This is a genomic window from Actimicrobium sp. CCC2.4 (genome assembly GCF_034347385.1).
Taxonomy (GTDB): Bacteria; Pseudomonadota; Gammaproteobacteria; order Burkholderiales; family Burkholderiaceae_D; genus Actimicrobium.
Genome location: NZ_CP133777.1, coordinates 151,981 through 174,513 on the forward strand (window position 1 = coordinate 151,981; position 22,533 = coordinate 174,513).

At 57.3% G+C, this 22,533-nt stretch carries 18 protein-coding genes and 4 tRNA genes; 8 read left to right on the top strand and 14 right to left on the bottom strand.

Annotation, left to right across the window (positions count from 1 at the left end; translation table 11 throughout):
* Positions 1-18: 18 nt before the first annotated feature.
* From RHM62_RS00790 to RHM62_RS00815, 6 genes are all read right to left on the bottom strand, one after another.
* Positions 19-94: transfer RNA gene (locus RHM62_RS00790), tRNA-Trp, on the bottom strand.
* Positions 95-176: 82 nt separating this feature from the next.
* Positions 177-1,367 carry an elongation factor Tu gene (gene tuf, locus RHM62_RS00795; protein ID WP_322123691.1) on the bottom strand — a complete coding sequence of 397 codons (1,191 nt, stop codon included), beginning with the start codon at positions 1,365-1,367 and terminating at the stop codon, positions 177-179.
* Positions 1,368-1,448: 81 nt separating this feature from the next.
* Positions 1,449-1,523, bottom strand: a tRNA-Thr gene (locus RHM62_RS00800).
* A 32-nt stretch (positions 1,524-1,555) separates the two neighbouring features.
* Positions 1,556-1,629 (bottom strand) — tRNA-Gly (locus RHM62_RS00805).
* A 66-nt stretch (positions 1,630-1,695) separates the two neighbouring features.
* Positions 1,696-1,781: transfer RNA gene (locus RHM62_RS00810), tRNA-Tyr, on the bottom strand.
* 270 nt (positions 1,782-2,051) lie between these two features.
* Entirely contained in the window at positions 2,052-3,032 is a 981-nt protein-coding gene (locus tag RHM62_RS00815) for a type 1 glutamine amidotransferase (protein WP_322123701.1), read from the bottom strand.
* 195 nt (positions 3,033-3,227) lie between these two features.
* On the opposite strand from RHM62_RS00815, the gene RHM62_RS00820 reads away from it, so the two are divergent.
* Positions 3,228-3,788 carry an NAD(P)H-dependent oxidoreductase gene (locus RHM62_RS00820; RefSeq protein ID WP_322123702.1) on the top strand — a complete coding sequence of 187 codons (561 nt, stop codon included), beginning with the start codon at positions 3,228-3,230 and terminating at the stop codon, positions 3,786-3,788.
* Positions 3,778-5,580 carry a glutathione-regulated potassium-efflux system protein KefC gene (gene kefC, locus RHM62_RS00825; protein ID WP_322123703.1) on the top strand — a complete coding sequence of 601 codons (1,803 nt, stop codon included), beginning with the start codon at positions 3,778-3,780 and terminating at the stop codon, positions 5,578-5,580. Before RHM62_RS00820 ends, kefC begins: the two co-directional genes overlap by 11 nt.
* 5 nt (positions 5,581-5,585) lie before the next feature.
* Here the strand turns inward: kefC and RHM62_RS00830 are convergent, their stop codons facing one another.
* Complete coding sequence (locus RHM62_RS00830) at positions 5,586-7,235, bottom strand: response regulator (protein WP_322123704.1); 1,650 nt, start codon at positions 7,233-7,235, stop codon at positions 5,586-5,588.
* A 213-nt stretch (positions 7,236-7,448) separates the two neighbouring features.
* Here RHM62_RS00830 and RHM62_RS00835 point away from each other — a divergent pair, with 213 nt between their 5' ends.
* Positions 7,449-8,450, top strand: a complete 1,002-nt coding sequence (locus RHM62_RS00835; RefSeq protein WP_322123705.1) for a hypothetical protein — start codon at positions 7,449-7,451, stop codon at positions 8,448-8,450.
* A gap of 14 nt (positions 8,451-8,464) precedes the next feature.
* On the opposite strand, the gene RHM62_RS00840 is transcribed toward RHM62_RS00835, so the two are convergent.
* The 5 genes from RHM62_RS00840 to RHM62_RS00860 all read right to left on the bottom strand — a co-directional run bounded on the left by RHM62_RS00840 (position 8,465) and on the right by RHM62_RS00860 (position 12,171).
* Complete coding sequence (locus tag RHM62_RS00840; RefSeq protein ID WP_322123706.1) at positions 8,465-8,989, bottom strand: hypothetical protein; 525 nt, start codon at positions 8,987-8,989, stop codon at positions 8,465-8,467.
* 127 nt (positions 8,990-9,116) lie between these two features.
* On the bottom strand, positions 9,117-10,547 hold the full coding sequence (locus RHM62_RS00845; RefSeq protein WP_322123707.1) for a DHA2 family efflux MFS transporter permease subunit: 1,431 nt from the start codon (positions 10,545-10,547) through the stop codon (positions 9,117-9,119).
* Positions 10,548-10,552: 5 nt separating this feature from the next.
* On the bottom strand, positions 10,553-10,801 hold the full coding sequence (locus RHM62_RS00850) for a DUF2905 domain-containing protein (protein WP_416172280.1): 249 nt from the start codon (positions 10,799-10,801) through the stop codon (positions 10,553-10,555).
* 1 nt (position 10,802) lies between these two features.
* Positions 10,803-11,000 (bottom strand): DUF2905 domain-containing protein, encoded by a 198-nt coding sequence (locus RHM62_RS00855; RefSeq protein WP_009665873.1) that lies wholly within the window; start codon positions 10,998-11,000, stop codon positions 10,803-10,805.
* A gap of 10 nt (positions 11,001-11,010) precedes the next feature.
* Positions 11,011-12,171, bottom strand: coding sequence for a class I SAM-dependent methyltransferase (locus RHM62_RS00860; protein WP_322123708.1), 1,161 nt, complete (start codon positions 12,169-12,171; stop codon positions 11,011-11,013).
* Positions 12,172-12,208: 37 nt separating this feature from the next.
* Here RHM62_RS00860 and RHM62_RS00865 point away from each other — a divergent pair, with 37 nt between their 5' ends.
* The 3 genes from RHM62_RS00865 to ttcA are packed head-to-tail and all read left to right on the top strand — an operon-like array spanning position 12,209 to position 14,359.
* The gene (locus RHM62_RS00865; protein ID WP_322123709.1) at positions 12,209-12,985 is read left to right on the top strand and encodes an SDR family oxidoreductase; all 777 of its coding nucleotides are present in this window, start codon (positions 12,209-12,211) and stop codon (positions 12,983-12,985) included.
* Positions 12,986-13,015: 30 nt separating this feature from the next.
* The gene (locus RHM62_RS00870) at positions 13,016-13,411 is read left to right on the top strand and encodes a dihydroneopterin aldolase (protein WP_322123710.1); all 396 of its coding nucleotides are present in this window, start codon (positions 13,016-13,018) and stop codon (positions 13,409-13,411) included.
* A gap of 15 nt (positions 13,412-13,426) precedes the next feature.
* The gene (gene ttcA / locus RHM62_RS00875; RefSeq protein ID WP_322123711.1) at positions 13,427-14,359 is read left to right on the top strand and encodes a tRNA 2-thiocytidine(32) synthetase TtcA; all 933 of its coding nucleotides are present in this window, start codon (positions 13,427-13,429) and stop codon (positions 14,357-14,359) included.
* Here the strand turns inward: ttcA and RHM62_RS00880 are convergent.
* Complete coding sequence (locus tag RHM62_RS00880) at positions 14,356-15,279, bottom strand: DUF6279 family lipoprotein (RefSeq protein WP_322123712.1); 924 nt, start codon at positions 15,277-15,279, stop codon at positions 14,356-14,358. The two genes, ttcA and RHM62_RS00880, sit on opposite strands and share 4 nt — an antisense overlap.
* Between RHM62_RS00880 and glmU the strand changes: the two genes are divergently transcribed.
* Both glmU and glmS read left to right on the top strand, forming a co-directional pair.
* Positions 15,266-16,624, top strand: coding sequence for a bifunctional UDP-N-acetylglucosamine diphosphorylase/glucosamine-1-phosphate N-acetyltransferase GlmU (gene glmU / locus RHM62_RS00885; RefSeq protein ID WP_322123713.1), 1,359 nt, complete (start codon positions 15,266-15,268; stop codon positions 16,622-16,624). The two genes, RHM62_RS00880 and glmU, sit on opposite strands and share 14 nt — an antisense overlap.
* An 11-nt stretch (positions 16,625-16,635) precedes the next feature.
* The gene (gene glmS, locus RHM62_RS00890) at positions 16,636-18,465 is read left to right on the top strand and encodes a glutamine--fructose-6-phosphate transaminase (isomerizing) (protein ID WP_322123714.1); all 1,830 of its coding nucleotides are present in this window, start codon (positions 16,636-16,638) and stop codon (positions 18,463-18,465) included.
* Here the strand turns inward: glmS and RHM62_RS00895 are convergent.
* Positions 18,452-22,306 (bottom strand): ATP-binding protein, encoded by a 3,855-nt coding sequence (locus RHM62_RS00895; protein WP_322123715.1) that lies wholly within the window; start codon positions 22,304-22,306, stop codon positions 18,452-18,454. The genes glmS and RHM62_RS00895 overlap by 14 nt on opposite strands.
* Between the last annotated feature and the right edge of the window lie 227 nt (positions 22,307-22,533).

Sequence of the window (22,533 nt, forward strand, 5' to 3'; positions counted from 1 at the left end):
ACCCTGCACCTGATTCGGTGGCAGGGGCGGAGGGCCTCGAACCCCCAACCTTCGGTTTTGGAGACCGACGCTCTGCCAGTTGAGCTACACCCCTACGTTTAAACACTATCCATCACATTAATTTTTCGCTGGCACCACAGTCGAACAGAAAACCTTAATGTGATTCTTAAATCTTATTACTCGATGATCTTAGCAACAACACCGGCACCAACCGTACGACCACCTTCGCGTATAGCAAAACGCAAACCTTCTTCCATCGCGATCGGGTTGATCAGCATGACGGTTATCGATACGTTATCGCCAGGCATTACCATTTCTTTGTCTGCTGGCAATTCAATCGATCCGGTCACGTCTGTCGTGCGGAAGTAGAACTGTGGGCGGTAATTATTGAAAAACGGTGTGTGACGACCGCCTTCGTCTTTCGATAATACATAAATTTCACCCGTGAAATGCTTATGTGGCTTGATCGTGTTTGGCTTCGCCAAAACTTGACCCCGCTCCACGTCTTCACGTTTTGTGCCGCGCAGCAGCACGCCAACGTTGTCGCCTGCTTGACCTTGGTCCAACAGCTTGCGGAACATTTCAACACCAGTACATGTTGTCTTTTGTGTGTCACGGATCCCGATAATTTCCAGTTCTTCGCCTACTTTGACGATACCGCGCTCAATACGGCCGGTTACCACTGTACCGCGGCCTGAGATCGAGAACACATCTTCGACTGGCAGCAGGAACGCGCCATCAATCGCCCGCTCTGGTGTAGGAATGTACGTATCCAGCGCATCAGCCAACTTCATGATTGCTTGCTCACCCAACGGGCCCGTATCGCCTTCCAGGGCCAATTTTGCAGAACCTTGAATGATTGGCAAATCGTCGCCTGGGAATTCATACTTGACCAGCAGTTCCCGCACTTCCATTTCGACCAGCTCAAGCAGTTCGGCGTCATCCACCATATCGCACTTGTTCAGGAAAACAATGATGTACGGAACGCCGACCTGACGCGCCAGCAGGATGTGCTCGCGCGTTTGTGGCATCGGGCCGTCCGCTGCCGAACACACCAGGATCGCGCCATCCATCTGCGCGGCACCTGTAATCATGTTTTTCACATAGTCCGCGTGACCTGGGCAGTCAACGTGCGCGTAGTGGCGCGCCGCTGTTTCGTACTCAACGTGTGCCGTATTGATCGTGATGCCGCGTGCCTTTTCTTCTGGCGCTGCATCGATCTGGTCATAGGCCTTCGCCTCACCGCCAAACTTCTTGGACAGTACGGTAGCTATCGCTGCTGTCAACGTGGTCTTGCCGTGGTCGACGTGGCCAATCGTGCCCACATTCACGTGCGGCTTGGTCCGCTCAAATTTACTCTTTGCCATCTTGGACTCCTTACGATATTTGAGAGAATGCTCAGGCACGGGCCCGATCGGCTTGATGATTCGACTTGCTACTAGCTAAACTGGTGCCCTTTACGTGGATTGAACACGTGGCCTCTCCCTTACCAAGGGAGTGCTCTACCACTGAGCTAAAAGGGCGACTTGGAGCTGATTAATCAACTACTTAAAACTGGAGCGGGTGAAGGGAATCGAACCCTCGTCATAAGCTTGGAAGGCTTCAGCTCTACCATTGAGCTACACCCGCGAGGGTCACCATTTTCGCAATTTTGTTCTTGTATTGCACTTGCACTTGCACTCTTCTGACGAAGCCTGGTGGAGGGGGCTGGATTCGAACCAGCGTACTCGTAAGAGGGCAGATTTACAGTCTGCTGCCATTAACCACTCGGCCACCCCTCCTCAGGGAACCCCAAACTATATTTGAGAGAAAGGTCCTTGTCAATCGTCGTGCCGTTTCCGTTTGATAGGTAGTCAAATTATTGAAGTTCGATAATTCAATTCAGCCATCAAATTTAACGACGCCGCGCATCATACTATGAAGCTGCTAAAATTTTCCCCTTTTTCGACGATTGAGGCATATATTTTTCTTGCCATCAATGAAAGTCGGGCTCGTAGACTTTTGATTTTGGCCGTCTTCGGCGCATAACGACCCTTCCGGGTCAGCGCATTTCAAAAGCGCGTTTCTCGAGCAGCTCTTAAAAAGCTGTCCAAGACTGGTGTGCAATCGAGCAACTCAACACCACCCGCCCGGTGAAATTCCGGGTGCCATTGCAGCCCCATGACAAACGGCGCTTTTCGATAGCGAATTGCTTCAACTATTTGGTCCTCTCCGGACACGGCCTCAACGTGAAGATCGCGCCCCACGTCTCTAACTGCCTGATGATGTATCGAGTTCACAAGCGGCGAGACAAGGGTCGGGAACATTTTGCCGAGCGATGAGCCCTGCGGAAATGTTATCGGGTGACGATGGCTATCGTATAGATCGTTAACATGCGCGATGGCATGGGGCACATCCGATGCAATATCTTGATAAAGCGTACCGCCAAAAGCAACGTTAATAAGCTGACAGCCGCGACAAATTCCGAGGACAGGTTTATCAGCCTCAATAAATTCATGCAATAACTCGAGCTCGTACATGTCACGCGCTCTGTCACCATTCCATTCCGGTCGGGTAGCAAATTCGGAATAACTTTGAGGCGAAACATCCGCGCCGCCTTGCAACACTAATCCATCAAGATGTTTGGCATAGTCGCGCAAGCGGATATTGCTTGGATGGAGTAAGCCGTTGGTATTGACCGTAGGTATCATAAATACCATCACATCACGGGACATTACCCACTGAGCGATAGATTCTTCGAGGTATTGCAACGTTTTTCCGCGCAGTCCTTTTGCGCCAGGTTCAGGGTGAAAAATCCTGGCTGACACGCCAATTTTTAATGTTCTATGGGCAAGTTTTTTACCCACTTTGTCGCTCAAGGCACGAATGCGTGCAGAAAGTACATTCCAGGATTGCATCCACGGTGTTTCACGCTGCGCAATTTCCCATGGCAACGGCTGCTTTTCCCCACCAGGAGCCGAAGAAGGCACATCTCCCGGCTCGTTGGCATGCGAGGATGGCGCTCCAGTCTTTCCTTCTGGTGTGTTAGTCATAGCATCCAGTTCATTTTAGAAATCAGTAGTTGGTTGACAATCTCAAACCACGCCGGAGATTCCAGCCAAGGCAAAAAACACGGGAAATGAAATAGCAATCGTCGCGAAGGTAGCGCAAGTCATCGGCATTGGATATTTGTTAAGGTAGCGATCTTTTAAATTTCACGCCCTAATTTACATGATTGATTACAACTGATGACGTCGTCGCCAAATATTCTGGTGATCCTGGCCCACGCATCCCTTCAGCGCTCGCGTGTCAATCGACGCCTCGCGGAAGCGGCGGCCGTCTTGCCCCATGTGAAAGTGCGCGATCTGTATGAAATTTATCCGGACTTCGACACCAATGTGTTGCATGAGCAGTCACTTCTCGAAGCCGCTGATCTAGTAGTTATTCAGCATCCAATTCAGTGGTACAGCATGCCATCCCTGCTCAAGGAATGGTTTGATGTAGTGCTTGAATCCGGGTGGGCATGTGGCGAGGGCGGGAACGCGTTGCGCGGCAAAAGCTATTGGCTCGTTGCAACTACGGGCGGAACTAGTGACACCTATCGGACAGACGGAGTACATCAGCATCCGTTCACCGACTTCCTTCCAGCGCAGGAGCAAACAGCGCGCATGTGTGGCATGAAATGGCTACCTCCACATATTTTTCATGGCGCGCATCAAGCAGATGACGCGTCGGTAAATCAGTACATCGCAACCTATATCCAACAGCTTGAAACGTATTCTCACCGGGCTGCCAAGCATGGAACATAGTCTTCTTTTCAACGCATTGATTTATCTCGTTGCCGCAGTCATCGCCGTGCCGGTCGCAAAGAAACTCGGCTTGGGAGCCGTGCTTGGCTACTTATTTGCAGGCATCGTAATTGGACCATGGGGACTCGGCTTGATCAGCGAAGTCGACGACATTCTGCATTTTTCAGAGTTTGGTGTCGTCTTGTTATTATTTCTGATCGGACTGGAGCTTGACCCGAAACGTCTATGGTCATTGCGACGACCTATTTTTGGTTGGGGTGGCGCGCAGGTTGGGCTAGTTGCACTAGCTCTTTTTTTATTTGGAATCGCTCTGGAGGTCGAGTGGCATACCGCGCTGATTGCCGCACTGGGTCTTTCACTGTCATCAACAGCAATTGCGCTGGCTACGATTGGTGAGCGCAATCTGATGGCTACGCCGGCGGGCTCGGCCAGTTTTGCCATCCTGCTCTTTCAGGACATGGCAGCCATTCCGATGATCGCCATTGTTCCTCTGCTGGGAGCGAAGTCAGCAGCGACCGCGGGTTCAGGCTGGATAGGCGCAGCCAAAATTATCGGGGTGGTCATCGCACTTATCATCGGTGGTCGTTATCTGATTCGCCCGATCCTGCGCATCATTGCCAATACAGGAATGCGTGAAATATTTACTGCATTTGCATTACTGCTCGTCATCGCCATCGGGCTGTTGATGCAATGGGTCGGCATGTCCATGGCGCTCGGTACCTTCCTGGCTGGTGTTCTGCTGGCAGATTCCGAATATCGACACGCCCTCGAAACTGACCTTGAGCCATTCAAAGGTTTGCTCCTTGGACTGTTTTTTATTGCCGTTGGCATGTCTGTTGACTTTGGCGTCTTCCGGGCACAGCCGTGGGTCGTGCTGGGTTTGGTTGCAGCATTTCTTTCCATCAAGACACTGTTGCTGTACTTACTTGCAAAATCTTTCGGAATACCGCGTGCACAGCAAGCACTTTTTGCTTTTTTATTGTCACAAGGTGGCGAATTTGCCTTTGTGGTGTTCGGTGCTGCAGCTACAGCAGGTGTACTGACAACGGAAATCGCCTCGTTACTAGTCGTCGTGGTGGCCCTGTCGATGTTGGCTACTCCGCTACTGCTGGTTTTTTACGATCGCGTACTCGCACCGCGACACCGCGCAGATAAGAAGCGTCCGGACGAACCTGTCGAACTGCAGGACAACCCGGTCATCATTGCCGGCTTTGGACGCTTCGGTCAAATTATCGGTCGCTTGCTGTATGCCAATCGCATTGGCGTCACTGTTCTGGATCACGATCCTGACCAGATTGACCTGTTACGCAAGTTCGGGCTAAAGGTGTTCTACGGGGATGCAACTCGCGTCGATTTGCTCACTGTCGCGGGAGCGGCCAAAGCCCGTGCACTGGTCGTTGCCATTGATAATGTTACGGATAGCCTGGCATTAGTTGACGCGGTTCGGGTCGCGTTCCCGGCATTGCCTATCTTTGCGCGTGCCCGCAACGTAACCCACTATTACGAATTGATGGACCGTGGTGTCACCGTACTGGAGCGCGAGACGTTCGAAGCAGCTCTGCAACTGGGGCGCCAGGTATTGCACCAGCTTGGCTTCGGCGCATTTCAGGCCCGCCAGGCTGCGATGAAATTTCGCAAACACAATATTAAGACATTGCTAGCGGTTTATCCTTTTTATAAGGATCAGAAACAGATGGTGTCGATGGCAAAGCAGGCACGCGATGAACTGCGTGAAATGTTTTCCCGCGATGCCCAAATCAGCAACGGGGAATCTCGTGATGGCTGGGATTGACCCTGCTACGACTCAATGCCGGGCGCGGCCACCGCCGCTGCCGGGGCAATGCCGTATTTTTTCATGATGCTGTGATGTAAAGCTGTCAGGGATGCAAGTCGCGGGTTAGCGGCATCAAGCCGGCGCGCAGAATCAATCAAAGTCCTTGCCTGATCCGCCAAGCGCTCATCCCAGCCAAGATGGTCAAGATGTTTAAGCAATGCAACAGCAGCATTGAACACCACCTGTGGATTCCCCGGCAACTTTTTAACAGCTTCCATCATTGCCGTCACAGCGCCGCCGTAATCTCCCTGGCGCGCCTTCTCTGCCCCGGATGCCACAAGGTCAACCACCATGCGTCGACTTTCCTTGGCAGTGCTCTGCGCCAGATCGGCGCGCCCGGATTGCTCGAACAAGTTTACTGCCTTGGCCATTGCAGCACTACTGGACGCATTGTTCATTACATCGAGCATGATTTCAGTGGCGCCGCTGTCCATCTGCTGTTCAAGGCAATTTTTTGCCAGCGTCATCTTCATCTCCGTCGACAAGCCAATATTGTCGCGGCAGGCTTCAACCGCCTTATTCAACTCTTCGCTGGACCGATCAAGGTCGCCAGTTTGCTTGAACAGCATCGCAGAAGAGATGGCGTGACACGCCTTACCCTTGCCAGACCCCGAAAGCGAGCGGTCAAGATCACGGATGATCGTTGCTGCCTGGCTGGTATCGCCCTTACTGACCAGGGTTTTCACCAGCCGTACATGATCTTCCGGGTCACGGAACTCCGAATAACGTGCTTTGGTAACGACCTGCTGAAAGGCCTTTTCAGCGGTACCGACATCGCCTGTTTCGAATGCTATTTCACCTAACTTGCGCAGACGCTGCAATGCGTTGGGCGAAATCATCACCGCGTTTTGCAGCACTGCCTGCGCTTCAGAAAACTTTCCATTGGCTTCATGCGCTTTGGCAAGCCAATCATGTGCGTCCATGAATTTATTGTTTTCTGCAACTAGTGCGATGAGTATTTCTTCGGATTCAGCAAACTTATTTTGTAAAAATAATGTTTTTGCGAGGCCCAGGCGAGCCCACGCAACCGCACGAAGCTCGTACAACTCGGCATACAACGGCTCCGCCAGATGCGGTTCGCCCGATAAAATATGCAGTTCTGCACGCAAGCGCTTGAAATCGACCAGGTAACGCCGGTCTCCCGCCTCTCCTTCGAGACAAGCGGCAACAGCCTGGTTGAGGTCACCGCGCTCCATCAATCGATACAAGCTGGCAAAGACCGCACGTTTCTCCACGGCTTTTGCAATACGGTCCATCAGGGTATCAGCGGTAAATGGCTTGAGGATGTAATCGGAAGGAGCCAATTCCGCTGCACTCACCACTTTTTCGTAAGCACGCTCTGCAGTGACCATGAAGAATATCGTTGACATGGAAATCAGTTTGTTGTGCCGTACGTCTTCAAGAAATTGCTGGCCATCCTGGCCATCTCCCAGATCGTATTCGCATAAGATGATGTCAAAAGAACGTGCTTGAAGCTGACGTATCGCCGTTCCGGAACTGACGGCGTGATCGATTTTTTTAAGCTCGCATAGCGTCAACATGTTATGCAAATTGCCACGCATCCCCGGTTGCGGCTCGATGATCAAGGCAGTCAGACTACGAAATTCTTTCATTTTTGCTGGCTGCGCCAAGGAGGTAAGGGTCACCAAGTATAGTACGGTGCCACGGGCCGGCAGCATGCCATCACCAATGGTTGAAAAGTTGTTGCTTTTTATTAACTTGGCAAACTATCAAGGTGAAGACTGACTGTCGACAACCAACTCGTGATTCCCCCTAATAATATCGGCCATGGTGGACATGAACCTCTTCCGGGCCAAGGAGATGTCGTGCAAATTCGATCGTTCATTGCCGGTTTTCTTTTTTTGTCGAGCATGCTCGGTATCGCTCCGCAATTGCATGCAGCAAGTGCAACCGCCTTGCCAGTCACTCCGGTCATCGAGCGTTTTTTCCTCCAACCGGTCGACCCCATTGAACCAGGTACGGAACTCAAATTCACGGCAGGCGGCACACCACGCGCAAAAGCCTCACTGTCGATCGACGGCGTAATCGAGAACATTCCCATGCGCGAGGAACCGGCCGGTGTGTACGAAGCCGCGTACACCGTCCGCCGGCAAGACATTCTTACGCCGGCCACCGGAATCACCGTGGTGCTGGAAGTCGCAGGACAGGTTGTGCAAGCAACACTTGCCCAAACACTCCTGGTCAAAAGCCCTTCCCCTGCAATAAAACATGCCACACCGCGTGATGGCGAAACGATGGTCACCAATCCAGTCTTGATTTCAGCAACCTTCGACGACGCCAATGGCATGGGTATTGATGCCAAGACCGTAAAAATTTTACTCTCGGGCAAAGACATCACACGAAATGCTACCGTCACCACTCATTTTTTTAGCTATCGATTGGAGCTCCAACCCGGCGCATACACTGTTGAAGCAAGTGCACAGGATATTGCAGGCCGGTTGTTACAACAGATCTGGTCGTTCAATGTAGCTTCTGCGGCAATCCCTGCCTCAACAACCTTACCGTTGCAAATTAGCAGTCCGGTAAACAATGCACAGGTTGGACCAGGAACCATTGATGTTCGCGGCAACACCGCTCCTGATGCAAAGCTGGAAGTCAAGGTACAGGCGGTGGCGGCGATTGCCGGCTTCGTCGGACTCCGCCAGCAAATTTATACGCAGACACTGAAAGCCGACTCAAAAGGCTATTTCTCGTTTTCGTTCCTGCCCCACGTCACGGTGGCGGGTACGCGCTATGAGGTAACGATCAACGCCAGCAAATCAGAAATGACCAGGGACATCAAGCTCGTGCTTTTCCAGCAGAAGTAAGGTCAGGTCCGACCTCAGACGTCCTGCACAACAGCCAGGACCTGCTGCACCGGATCGAGCAGGCTGGCGGCAGCCTGGCTAATCTGTTCGGTCATTATCTGCATCCTTTCGATTTCCATATTGGCATTGTCGATCGTCGTTTTGATTTGCTGTATGAGTTCCGGAGAACAAAAAGCAGAATGACGGCCGGCAACTTCGATCAGATGCACGACACGGGCGCGCGTTTCGATGATGTGGGCGTTAGCAGTCGACTGGAAGTCCGCCTCCAACTCCAGTGCGGCAGCACCCAGCGCACGACTGTCCTCGATCAATTCGCGAATTTTATTGCGACTTCGTTCATTGGATAAAAACAGGATCTTGTCCTGACGTGGGGCTGATGCCGGGGCTTTTTTGCCGGCACCGCCTATTTGCTGCAAAGCAAGCAGCAGCGAAGCATTCGCAGAAATTTTCTTGATCAAGGAATCAAACAGTTGCCGTTGTAAGGCAAGTTGCGAAAATACGGCCCCGGGTATGGCACCACCTTGACTGGACGAAGGCATCGTGACTCCTAGCGAGTACCGCGGCTGCGGCGTGATTGATTTACGGTTTATTGATAGTAACTAACGGTATCAACAAAGTAAATTCACACGCTGGGTTTCAATTCCGTGAGACTCAAAGACGCGACAATTACAACGACGTTCCGGTAGCCGGACGCATGCGCCAGGCAGCCGCGACTGCAATGGCGCACAGAGCGGCGACAAATAGAAACGTTTCATCGAAGGCCTGAATACGGTTTGCCTCGACATTGGCCGCGATACCTGAGCCGCTCCGGTGAACCGCCAGCCGCCACTCCAGCACAATACCCACCAGACTCACGCCGATTGCACCGCCGAGCTGACGCAAGAAGTTCAACGTACTGGCACCCTGTGCGATCAAGCCGTGATCGACCCCGCGCATCGCACCCAGGCTCAATGCCGGCAACACGAAACCCAGCCCCACGCGGCCAATAACAGCCCAGGCCATCAACAGCAAATAACTGCCGCCTGGTTGCCCCAGCGCCATCAATCCAAAGGACAATGCGAGTAAGACCAAGCCGATAGATACCAGCACATTCGGCGGGTACTTGTCCGCCATTTTTCCCGCCAGCGGAATCGTGATGGCCAGAACGATGCCGGCGGGCAGCAGAACCAGCCCGGCACGCGAAGGCGAATACGCCAGCGCCATTTGCAAGTAGACCGGTAACAGATACGTCGAGCCAAACAAGCCCATGCCATAAATAAACGCGACCAATCCGCCCATCGCAAATTGCCGGTAACCGAACAGCTGGAGGTTCATCAGTGGCGCATCCGTGTGGGACTGCCAGGCAATGAAACCGATAAAAGACAGCAGTGCAACCGTCAGCAGAACCACTGCCAGCGACCTGTCGTCATGCAGGTGGACCAGCCCATTAAGAACCGTGACGGTGCAGGTTCCGGCCAGCAGCAGGCCGCGCCAGTCGAACCGGCGGGCCTCACCCATCAGCGGCGAATTGGTCGACAGATAGCGCCGGATCAGGACCAATACCACCAGGCAAAACGGCACGACCACAAAAAAGATCGATTGCCAGCCGAATTGTTCGACCAGGACCCCGCCCACGCTCGGCCCGACGGCCGGCGCCAGCACTACCCCGAAGCCAAAAATACCCAGCGCCTTGCCCTGCTCTTTCAGGTCGAAAGCGCGCAGGATGACAATCGCGGGAATCGGTTGCAGGATGCCGGAAGCCAGTCCTTCGAGTACGCGCATCGACAGCAGCATCGAATAATTAATACTGAATCCACCGAGCACACCGCCTGTCAGCAGCGCCAGAATGGCCACCGTATAAGTGCGTCGCAAACCGAAGCGCAGCAGGAGCCACGGCGTCGTCAGCATCGACATCGTCATGGCCAGCATGAAACCCGACGACACCCACTGCGCACGCTCCTGACCAAGTTGAAAATGCTGACTCAGGTCCGGAATGGCCACGTTGACAATCGTCGACGACAGGATCGATGCCATCGTCCCGATCATGACCGTCAGCAGTACCAGCCATTTATGGCGATCGCCGTACCGTTCGCGCAGAACTTCGATGGTCGCGGTCATGAAGCTCAGGGTAGGTAAGTGAACAACTCGGCACACAAAAATGCCAATGCCGACACCAGCAACGTCGACCCGAACGGTAGGCACAACCGAAGGCTACCCAAGGTGAAGCGCACATCGCCAGGTACTCGTCCGATGCCGAGCCGGTTCAGCCAGGGCAACAGCAAGGGGAAGACAATCAGACCCACGAAAATGACTGCGACCCAACGTATCATCGGTTGCCTTTGGTAAAGCGGCCGGAAGGCCGTGGCGGTCATCTTAGCGGATCAGGCGCATCACGGCGAACAGCACCATCGACAGCAACACGGTCGAGGCAAAAGGTAGAAAAATATCCTTGCCGAACAGCCGGAAACGGATGTCGCCGGGCAAGCGGCCCAGGCCGATTTTCTCGAGCCACGGCAGAGCGGCCGACAACACAATCAATCCGACGAAAATGGCGAGAAACCAGCGGATCATGCCTCCCCCTTCACAGTCGATGGCTGCGGTCGTTGCGCTCGAAGCGCTCCGGCAACCGCAATTGCGTGCCAACAATCAGCACCTTGAACAGCTCGCCCATTTCAGCGGGCGAAGTCAGCTTCTGGACCGCATTGGCCTGCGGCAGGTAACGCGCGCCATCGTCAGGCGAGGTCCGCAACAGCAAATCGCCCAGACCGGCTTCCAGCAAAAATGACGCCTGACTCAGATAACCCAGCAAATCGAGCCCGCCGTCCAGCGCGGCCCGCGCCATCGCCGTGAAATCGACATGCGCCGTGATGTCTTGCAAACCCGGCAGGAAAAACGGATCGTCATGGGCGTGATGACGGTAATGGCACATCAGCGTGCCGTGCTCGCGCTGGTCAAGGTAGTACTCATGTGCAGGAAAGCCGTAATCGATCAGGATCGCCGCACTGCCCTGCCCGGAGTCATCGAAGCCGGCACACAGCATCTCGGCCAGCGAACGCATGAAACCGGCCGCTACCGGATGGACTTCCGTCGCATAGCCGACCGGCAGCGCGTCCGCCTCCGGAATCTGCGCAATCAACGCGGCATCACACGGATGCTCGCGATAGACAAAATGTCGGGCCGACAGGCCTATGCCGCGCTCGCGCCAGCCGTGCTCGGTCTTCACCACCAGATGCGCCGGCATCGCGTCGAGCACTTCATTGCCGATCACCACCCCGGTAAATACCGACGGAAAATGATCCAGCCAGACCACCTGCGGAAAGCCCTTGAGCAATTGCTGTTGGCGCGCCCGTAATTCGCCCGACAGTTCGACAATCGCATACCGGTGCACGGGGATTCCCATCAAGGCCAGTTCGGTCAGCAAATCGAACGCCAGCTTGCCGGTGCCGGCACCGAACTCCAGCAAATGAGGAGCGATTTTCGGCAGCAAGTCGGCCACGGCGTGCGCCAGCGTCGCACCGAATAGCGACGTGATTTCGGGGGCGGTTGTAAAATCGCCGTCTTTCCCGAGCTTGGCGGCACCGCCGCTGTAATAACCGAGCTCCGGCTCGTACAGCGCCAGCTCCATATAGCGCGAAAAAGATATCCAGCCGGAATTGCGGCGGATGTCGTTGGCGATCAGAGTATGCAGCGCGCGCGAAGCACGCAGCGCGTCAGCAGAGGGTTCGGGCAGTTGCAATTGCATGGCTTTTTTTCGATATCTCAGCGAAAGGCACAACACGATGACCACGGACCAACAGAAAGTTGCACTCGTCACAGGCGCGGCCAAACGCATCGGCCGCACCATCGCGCTGGCATTGGCCGGGCGTGGCTGGGACGTCATTGTGCACTACGGTCGCTCGGCTGGCGAGGCCGCCACGACAGTCCATGAGATTGAACAACTCGGCAGGCGCGCCTGGGCATTGCAATGCGACCTGACCGATGAACAGGCCGTCAAAAAATTATTGCCAGACGCCATTGCCTGCTGCGGCCCGCAAAGCCGGCTGGCCTGCGTCGTCAACAATGCCTCGCTGTTCGAGCAGGATGGCCCGGCTGATTTTTCGCTGGTAGTCCTCGATGAACACATGCATGCCAACCTCGCCGCCCCCATCCTGCTGGCGCAAGCGCTGCATGCAGCAACGCCGGACGGCGAACAATCGGTCGTCATCAATTTGCTGGACCAGAAACTGTTCAACATGAATCCGGATTTTCTGTCATACACGCTGTCGAAGGCCGCACTGCAAACCGCTACCGTAATGCTGGCGCAAGCGCTGGCACCAAAGCTGCGGGTGGTCGGCGTCGCCCCCGGCATCACGCTGATTTCCGGCGACCAGAGCCAGGCCAGTTTCGAAAAGGCGCACAAGATTACCCCGCTGGGTCGCTCCAGCACGCCGAAAGATATCGCCGACGCCGTCTGCTATGTCGCAGAGGCGCAAGCAATGACCGGCACCACTTTGCTGGTCGATGGCGGCCAGCACCTGATTCCACTGCAACGCGACGTGATGTTCGTTGCCCATTAACCCCACCCCGTTTCAATACCGATCGTGACCATGTCCTCATTCCTGTCCCAACCCGCCCTCGTCAATTGTCGTCGTCTGTTTCTGCGCAATTACGAAGTCCTGATCAACATCGGCGTCCATGATTTTGAAAAAAAAGCCGAACAGCGCGTGCTGATCAATGTTGACCTGTTCATCCCGCTTGAACTGTCGACCCCGAAAGGCGATCTGCTCGACGAAGTAGTCGACTATGACTTCATCCGCAGCACGATTTCCAGACGCACCGAAGCCGGCCACATCCATCTGCAGGAAACCCTGTGCGATGATGTTGCTGCCGCCATGCTGCAACACCCGAAGGTACGCGCGGTGCGTGTCTCGACCGAAAAGCCGGACGTCTATCCGGACTGCGAATCGGTCGGCGTCGAAGTCTTCCGGGTCAAGGCAGCCTGAATGCTGGAGTCCACCATGTCCGATACAGCAACCGAACCCGCCGACGACCTGTCGGTCCGGCAGCGCGAAAAAATCACCTACGAAAATAACAAGCTGCACAAGCGCCTGTGCCGCCAGGTCGGCCAGGCCATCGGTGACTTCAACATGATCGAGGAAGGCGACAAGATCATGGTCTGCCTGTCCGGCGGCAAGGACAGCTACGCCCTGCTCGACATCCTGATGACGCTGCGCGAACGCGCCCCGATCAATTTCGAACTGATCGCCGTCAACCTCGACCAGAAACAGCCGAACTTTCCGGAGCACATCCTGCCGGCCTATCTGACTGATCTCGGCGTGGCTTTCCACATCGAAAACCAGGATACCTACAGCATCGTCAAGCGCGTCATTGCCGAAGGCAAGACCACCTGTTCGCTGTGCTCGCGGCTGCGGCGCGGCATCCTGTACCGGGTTGCCGACGAGCTTGGCGCGACCAAGATCGCCCTGGGTCACCATCGCGACGACATCCTCGAAACGTTTTTTCTGAATATGTTTTTTGGCGGAAAACTCAAAAGCATGCCGCCCAAGCTGCAATCCGATGACGGCAAGCACATCGTGATCCGGCCGCTGGCCTACGTCAAAGAAGCCGACACCGAGCGCTATGCCGAAGTGAAGAATTTCCCCATCATTCCGTGCGACCTGTGCGGCAGCCAGGAAAACCTCCAGCGCAAGCAACTCAAGAACATGCTGCGCGACTGGGACAAGAAAAATCCGGGCCGCACCGACAACATCTTCGCCGCCCTATCGACCGTCGCACCGTCGCATCTGATGGACCGCAAGCTGTTTGATTTCGCCGGTCTGGCTGTTACCGGGGCGCCGGTGGTCGATGGCGACATTGCCTTCGATGACGAACCGTGTTCGGTGCCGGCGACCATGCCGGGTACGATCACGCTGCAAGCGGTGCAGCGCTAGCCTGCCAGGTCCAGAAAAAGTTCCTGCAGGTCTTGCAATTGCCGTATCGCGTGGGCTTTCTGGCGCGGAGTGGTCAGGGCGATCACATCAGCCGTCAGGCTGATCGCCGCGTCAGTCGAGGCCGCAAAAAACGCCGTATTGACGCCATTGCCAGTCCGCTCGTAATGCACGCGGGTGTAGTCCTTAAGCGCCTGCACCACAGCCACGCGCGGCGCTTGTTCGCGGCGTACCTTCTTGAGCAACGCGATCAGTGCTTGCCGGCGCTCGATGCGGTCGGCCAGCACCAGCGCGTTATCCAGCGGCCGCGCATCCGACAGCCGCCGGATGCGGCTCTCCTGCGCGTCACTGAAATCGCCAAACCAGTACTCGGCCTGCTTCATGACTTTTTTGTAGCGGAACTGTTGACGGTCCTCAACGTCGCCACTCAGGTACTCCTTACGATAACGCTCGGTGCTGTCGACCAGCTTGTTTTCGATCCGGTCGATCTGCTCCGGACTCAATGACAAGGCCAGATCGGCCAAGGCCGGCAGCGCCTGATCGAGCATGACGACGACACGCTTTTTCAAGCCGTCATAGTCACTGCGCACGATCTCCGGCGTCACGATCGCGGTATCCTGCAGGCGGCGCTGACCGGCTCCCATCAGTTGCGCATAGTCGGGCAACTGGGTCTTCCGGTGCCACGAAAATAGGTTATCGAGCTGGGTACGCACTTGCGCGCGCTGGGTCTGATCAAACCCGACATAGGTATTGAGCCACCAGTACGACAAGGTTTCGCCATTGCCATAAGACAGCCGCAATGCACTGCATCCGGCCAGCACCACCACGAGCACGAGCAGCGCGCCCTTTTTGGCCAGGGAGCGCGCAGTGCACATGTTAAGATTTTGTACTTTTTTCAAACGGGCACCTATGAACGTTGTCATCCTGGCCGCCGGCATGGGCAAACGCATGCAATCGGCCTTGCCGAAGGTGCTGCACCCGCTGGCTGGAACATCCCTGCTGGCACATGTGGTCGGCACCGCCCGGTCGCTGTCGCCGACCCGCCTGTGCATCATTTACGGTCATGGCGGTGACGCCGTCCCGGCCGCTTTCGACGCTGACGACATTGTCTTCGCGCGCCAGGAGCCGCAACTCGGCACCGGCCACGCGGTGATGCAAGCCATGCCATTGCTCCACGAGTGTACCCCGACACTGGTGTTGTACGGCGACGTGCCCCTGACCACCACCGGCTCGCTGCAAAAACTGCTGGCCTGCGCCGGCACTGACGCGCTCGGCATCCTCACCATCACCATGACTGATCCGACCGGCTACGGGCGTATCGTGCGCGAACAGGGTCGCATCGTCCGTATCGTCGAACAAAAAGACGCCAGTGCCGCCGAACTGGCGATCACCGAAGTCAATACCGGCATCCTGATCGCTCCGACCGCCGCCCTCAAGCGCTGGCTGGCCAGCCTGTCGAACGACAATGCCCAGGGCGAGTACTACCTGACCGATATCGTCGCCTGTGCGGTTGCCGAAGGCATGCCGGTGCAGTCGGCCCAGCCAGGTGCCGTGTGGGAAACCCTGGGCGTCAACAGCAAGGTACAACTCGCCGAACTCGAGCGGGTGCACCAGCGCAACGTCGCACAGCGCCTGATGGAACAGGGCGTCACGCTGGCCGACCCGTCCCGCATCGACGTGCGCGGCACGCTCACGTGCGGCCGCGATGTTAGCATCGACGTGGGTTGCGTTTTCGAAGGCACGGTCACGCTGGCCGACAACGTACGCGTCGGCGCGCACTGCGTCATCAGCAACGCCCGCATCGGCGACGGCGCGCAAATCAAGCCGTTCTGCCACATCGACGAAGCCGTCGTCGGTGCCGCCGCCATGATCGGTCCGTACGCCCGCTTGCGCCCGGGTACCGAACTGGCCGACGCGGTCCATGTCGGCAATTTCGTCGAGATCAAGAACAGCCAGCTCGGTACCGGCAGCAAGGCCAACCACCTGGCCTACATCGGCGACGCCACCATCGGCCAGCGCGTCAATGTCGGGGCCGGCACGATCACCTGCAACTATGACGGCGTCAACAAATACCGCACGGTCATCGAGGACGATGCCTTCATCGGCAGCGACACCCAGCTGGTCGCCCCGGTGACCGTTGGCGCAGGTGCCACCATCGGTGCGGGCACCACGCTAAGCAGGAATGCGCCGCCCGGCAAGCTCACCTTGTCGCGCAGCAAACAACTCACCATCGACGGCTGGCAACGGCCTATCAAGCAAAAAAAATAAGGAAATACTCCATGTGCGGTATCGTCGGCGCAGTCTCCACACGCAACATCATTCCCGTCCTGCTGCAAGGCCTCAAGCGCCTCGAATACCGCGGCTATGACTCCTGCGGCGTGGCCGTCTTCAACGATGGCCTCCAGCGCGCCCGCAGCACCGCGCGCGTCGCCGAACTCGAAACCCAGATCGCCGGATCCGGCCTGCAAGGCAGTACCGGCATTTCGCATACGCGCTGGGCCACGCATGGCGCACCGGTCACCTTCAACGCGCATCCGCATTTTTCACCGGATGCCGATGGCGTCCACCGCATCGCGCTGGTCCATAACGGCATCATCGAAAACTACGAAGAAATCCGTACCGAACTGAAGGTACTGGGTTACGTGTTCGAATCGCAAACCGATACCGAAGTCGTGGCCCACCTGGTCAACCACCTGTACGACGGCGACCTGTTCCGCACCATGCAACGTGCGGTCAAGCGCCTCACCGGGGCCTACGCCATTGCCGCCTTCTGCCGGGACGAACCGCACCGCGTGGTCGGTGCCCGTTTCGGTTGCCCGCTGATCGTCGGTATCGGCGAAGGCGAGAATTTCCTGGCCTCGGATGCGATGGCGCTGTCCGGCTCGACCGACCAGATCCTGTACCTCGAAGAAGGCGACGTAGTCGACCTGCAGCGCGGCAGCGTACACATCACCGACAAGAACGACGAGCCGGTCGAACGCATCATCCATACCGTCAGCGCCTACGCCGGCGACATCGATCTGGGCCCATACCGGCACTACATGCAAAAAGAAATTTTCGAGCAGCCGCGCGCCATCACCGATACGCTCGAAGGCGTGCAAGGCTTCGTGCCGGAGCTGTTCGGTGCGAATGCCGGCACCGTCTTCAAGGACATCGATGCGATCCAGATCCTGGCCTGCGGCACCAGCCTGTATTCCGGCATGACGGCGCGCTACTGGCTCGAAGCCCTGACCGGCCTGCCAACCCAAGTCGAGATCGCCAGCGAGTACCGCTACCGCACCCCGGCCGTCAATCCGAATGCGCTCATCGTCGTCATCTCGCAATCCGGTGAAACCGCCGACACGCTGGCCGCGCTCAAGTATGCAAAAGAACTCGGCCACCGGCACTCGCTGGCGATCTGCAATGTCGGCACCTCGGCGATGGTGCGCGAAACCGAACTGGCGTACCTGACCCGCGCCGGCACCGAAATCGGTGTCGCCTCGACCAAGGCCTTCACGACACAGCTGACCGCGCTGTTCCTGCTGACGCTGACGCTGGCCAGATTGCGCGGCCGCCTGGACGACGAACAGGAACACGCTTACCTGAAAAACCTGCGTCACCTACCGACCGCAATCCAGAGCGTGCTGGCGCTGGAGCCACAGATCATCGCCTGGGCCGATGCGTTTGCCCGCAAGGAAAACGCGCTCTTCCTCGGTCGCGGCATGCACTACCCGATTGCCCTCGAAGGCGCGCTCAAGCTCAAGGAAATCTCCTACATCCACGCCGAAGCCTATCCGGCCGGCGAACTCAAGCACGGACCGCTGGCGCTGGTGACCGAAGAAATGCCGGTCGTCACGGTGGCACCGAACGACACGCTCATCGAGAAACTGAAATCGAACATGCAGGAAGTCCGCGCCCGTGGCGGCCAGCTGTATGTCTTTGCCGATGCCGATTCGCACATTTCGTCGAGCGAGGGCATCCACGTGATCCGCCTGCCCGAGCATTACGGTTTGCTATCACCGATCCTGCATGTGGTCCCGCTGCAATTGCTGGCTTATCACACAGCGCTGGCGCGCGGCACCGATGTCGACAAGCCACGCAATCTGGCCAAGTCCGTCACGGTGGAGTAATCAGGCCGGGGTGCCCTAGCGTCAGCAACGCATCAAACCGGCGGGCGCAATGCCGCACCATCGTCATGGCATCCTGAAGCTGGCTGAACAAGTCCGGTAGCGCTTCGACCGCGCCGTCCAGCAGGGCGGCCTCGGTCAAGCCGGCGACGTGGTGTAGCTCGCGTGCATGCAGCGACGCCGCCACACCGCGTATCTGGTGCACCAGATCAATTGCCGCGTCGATGTCGTTGCAGTCCAGCAGCCGGCGCGCTTCGGCAACATCCCCGCCCTGGCGACCCACGAACGCGCGCAAGAGCGTCGCCAGACGCACCTTGTCACCGCCGAAGACTTTCAGGGCAGCGACAAAATCCAGCCCGGATAACGGGATGGCCGGCGGCGCATCAGGAAGCGCCCGGTGGCTGCCGGCAGGCCAGCCAATACCCGCCCCGGCGATCACGGCGAGCAAGGCATCGATATCGAGCGGCTTGGCCAGGACGCCGGTCATGCCGGCATCGCGCGCCGTGGCGGACCCGCCCGCGTTCGCCTGTGCCGTCAGCGCAATCACCGGCAGCGTTGCGACATCAGAATGGTCACGGATCCACCGTGTCGCCGCATAGCCATCCATCAACGGCATCTGGATATCCATCAGCACGATGTCAAACCGGTCGGCCGCCATCGTCAGCGCCGCCTGCACCGCAATACCGTCACCGACCACCACGACCTCGGCACCGGCCGCAGTCAAGACCTGCGCAGCGACTTCCTGATTGATGGCGTTATCCTCGGCCACCAGCAGGCGTAACCCGGACAGTGGCAAGGCAGCCGTCGCAGCAGCCGGCATACACGCGGCCGGTTCAACCGGGAAAAGCCTGAGTACGGCCTCCGCCAGACTCCAGCGCGTCAGCGGCTTGGCAACCAGTCCGCCCGGATAGCCGTCCCGGCTGCCCGCGGCGAACCGATCGAGCGCCAGCAGCGGCACCATCAGCAACGTACGCGGCAATACGACATCGGGCATCGCACGCCATTGCCGCAACAGAGCCATCGTGTCGATCTCCGGCAACCTCCCGTCCAGTAGCAGCAAATCGGTCTCGCCGCGTGTCGCCCCGGCCTTCAGCAAGGCCGGCAATCCCGGCTGCGCAGGATCAATCACACGAACCTGCCAGCCGAATGCCAGGCAGGCATCGCGCAAGAGCACACGTTTCAGCGGATGACTTTCCACGATCAGCACCCGCAGTGCGGCGGGAAAATCGTCCTGCCGGACCGGCACGCCTGCCGTCAGGGGCAGCGAAAAGCGAAATTCGCTGCCCTGTCCCGGCGTGCTGTCGACGCTGATCTGTCCCCCCATCATCGTGACCAGCCGGTTGCTGATCGTCAGGCCCAGGCCGGTGCCACCATACAACCTGGTGGTCGATGCGTCGGCCTGCATGAACGCATTGAAAATCGACTCCAGCCCCGCCGCGGCGATACCGATACCGGTATCGCGTACGGCGATCTGCAACAGGACGGGCGCACCAGCTGGCACCGGTGCAACCGACTGGCAGCGCACCGACACGACGATCTCGCCGCGCTCGGTAAATTTAAGTGCATTGCTAATCAGGTTCAGCAGGATTTGCTGCACGCGTAACGGGTCGCCCACCATGGCATCGGGCACGTCCGGCGCCAGATCCAGCACCACCGCAATCTCTTTTTGGCCAACACCGACCCCCAGCACCGAGGCCGCCGTACGTAACAGCAGGTTCAGAGAAAACGGGATCTGTTCGATGCGCAGCTGGTTTGCTTCCATCTTCGACAAATCCAGGATGTCATTGATCAGCACCTGCAAAGACTGGGCCGACAACGCGATCTTGTCGGCATAGTCGCGTTGCCAGGCGTTCAGCGGTGACTCTGTCAGCAATCGTGCCAGACCGATCACGGCATTGAGCGGCGTGCGTAGTTCGTGAGTCATATTGGCCAGGAAATCGCTCTTGGCAAGATTGGCGGTTTCTGCCTCGGTGCGGGCTTGCGACAACGCTTGCTCGGCCAGCCGGAACGGCGTGATGTCGGTGTAGGTCAGCAGGACCCAGTCGGCCGAAATCGGCTGGCCGCGTATTTCCAGATACTTGTTATCAGGCAAACTGCGCTCCATGCACACTGATTGGCGCGAAGCAATCATCGCGCGATAGTCGGCCAGCACGTCGTCATACAAGCGCTGCGGGTAATACCCCAGTTCATACGAAAACCGGACCATATCGGTAAATAGCCGCGGCGATTTCTGGAACAATTCGGGCGGGTAGCTTTGCAGGTCACCGAACAGACGGTTGCGCAAAATGACTTGTTGTTGCTCGTTGAGTACCGCCACGCCAAACGGCAAAGACTCGAGCACGTCATTGAGGAACTGGTTGAGCGAAATGATCTGCTGCTGGCGTGCTTTACCGATGCGGTTATCGACCAGCGTGCTGCGCAGGAAAGCGAAATTGCCCCGGCTATCGAGCTCGGCATTTGCACTCATCAGGCAAGGCACCACCGTGCCATCCTTGTGCACGAAATCGACTTCAAGCTCATGCAATTGCCCGCCGGGCAGCAATTGCGGATACCTGTCGGCGATGGTCGCCCAGCTATCCGGCGTCATGAATTGCCGGATAGCGTGCCCCAGATATTCTTCGCGGTGATAACCCAGCAAATCCAGCCCGGTCTGATTCACCTGGATCACGATACCCGCGGCATCGAGCGTGTGATAACTGCAAGGTGCGCGGTCATACAGATCGGTCGCTTCGCGAGTGCGCTCCTGTATCCGCGCTTCCAGATCGCGGTTCAAGGCCTTCAGCGCCAGCTCGCTGTAACGTAACTCCATCGATGATCGTATCGTCACCCGGGCGACTTCGCCGGCCTCATGGAAATACACACGAGGAAGTACGAGTGGCTTGCCCGCTGCCAGATCCCGTGCCGGCAACGCCAGTGCCGTCATCGACCAGGTAATCCGCCTGCCCAGCGTGAGTGCCATTGCACCTGCCAGCACGCACCACGCCAGCAGCGCGCTGCCCGTCAAGGTCACGGTCAGCACAGAAAACGTCGGCAGAGGACCGCCCGGTGAACCAATTACCGCCCTCCAGTGACTGGCCGCCGACGTACTAAAAAACGTCCGTACCGCTATGCTGTCGCTGGTGTAGGTGTGATGGATACCCTCGCTCTCTACCAGGAACATCTCGAGGCTGGCTTTCTGGCCGACGAACTGCTCCGCAAGCCGGTTTCGTGCGGCAATCGTGCCGCTGCTATCAACAATGCTGACCGTCCAGCCGGCGGGGAACGGATAACGCTGCAATAGCGCGTCGAGCTGCCGCAGCGACATCAACACGCTCACCACCCGGATGACATTTCCGTTGACCATGACCGGAAACGCGACCGCATAATGACCCGCCGGCAAATCGGCGAAGACGTCTGACGCCACCGCCCGGCCCGAAGTGATCACTTGACGCAGCTGGTTCTGGTTGCCATAACGCAGCAACGGTGTACCAAATGCGACCCGGGTATCGAGCACTTGCTGTCCCTGCACATCACTGACTACAACGCCGGTCGATATCGCGGTCGCGCTCAGCAATTGACGCGCCTCGCGATGGAAGGCGGCAAGGTCGTCGCCGGCAAGCGTGCGACTTTGCGCCAATGTCACGGCCAACAACCGGGCCTGGGCGAACTGCGCGTCGACTTCCCGCACCAGCGTGCGCGCCGTCGCCATCGTCGATTGCTGTAGCTGCCGGTCAGCCTCGATGGACAGATAAGAGAACAGCAATGCCGCGCCGATCACGCCCGGCAGCACACAACCCAGCACCAGCAACAACAGCAGCCGGCGCACTGACGGGAGTCTGACGGCAGTAGAGAATTCGGACGACATCACCCTCATGAAAAAGCTCGCATAGAAAACGTTCCGGCCCCGGGTTAAAAAGATCAGTGGTCGTGCCACCGTCCCTGCTGAGAAGTGAATTACTTATAAGCATTATTGAATAAGCGCAACCATAAACCATAACCTCATATCGAGTTATGGTTTTTTTAATTGCTCTGCAGCGCCAGGGGTAACCCCTATAAGCGCTAACGCTCCTGGACAGCACGGTTCTTGGGTTG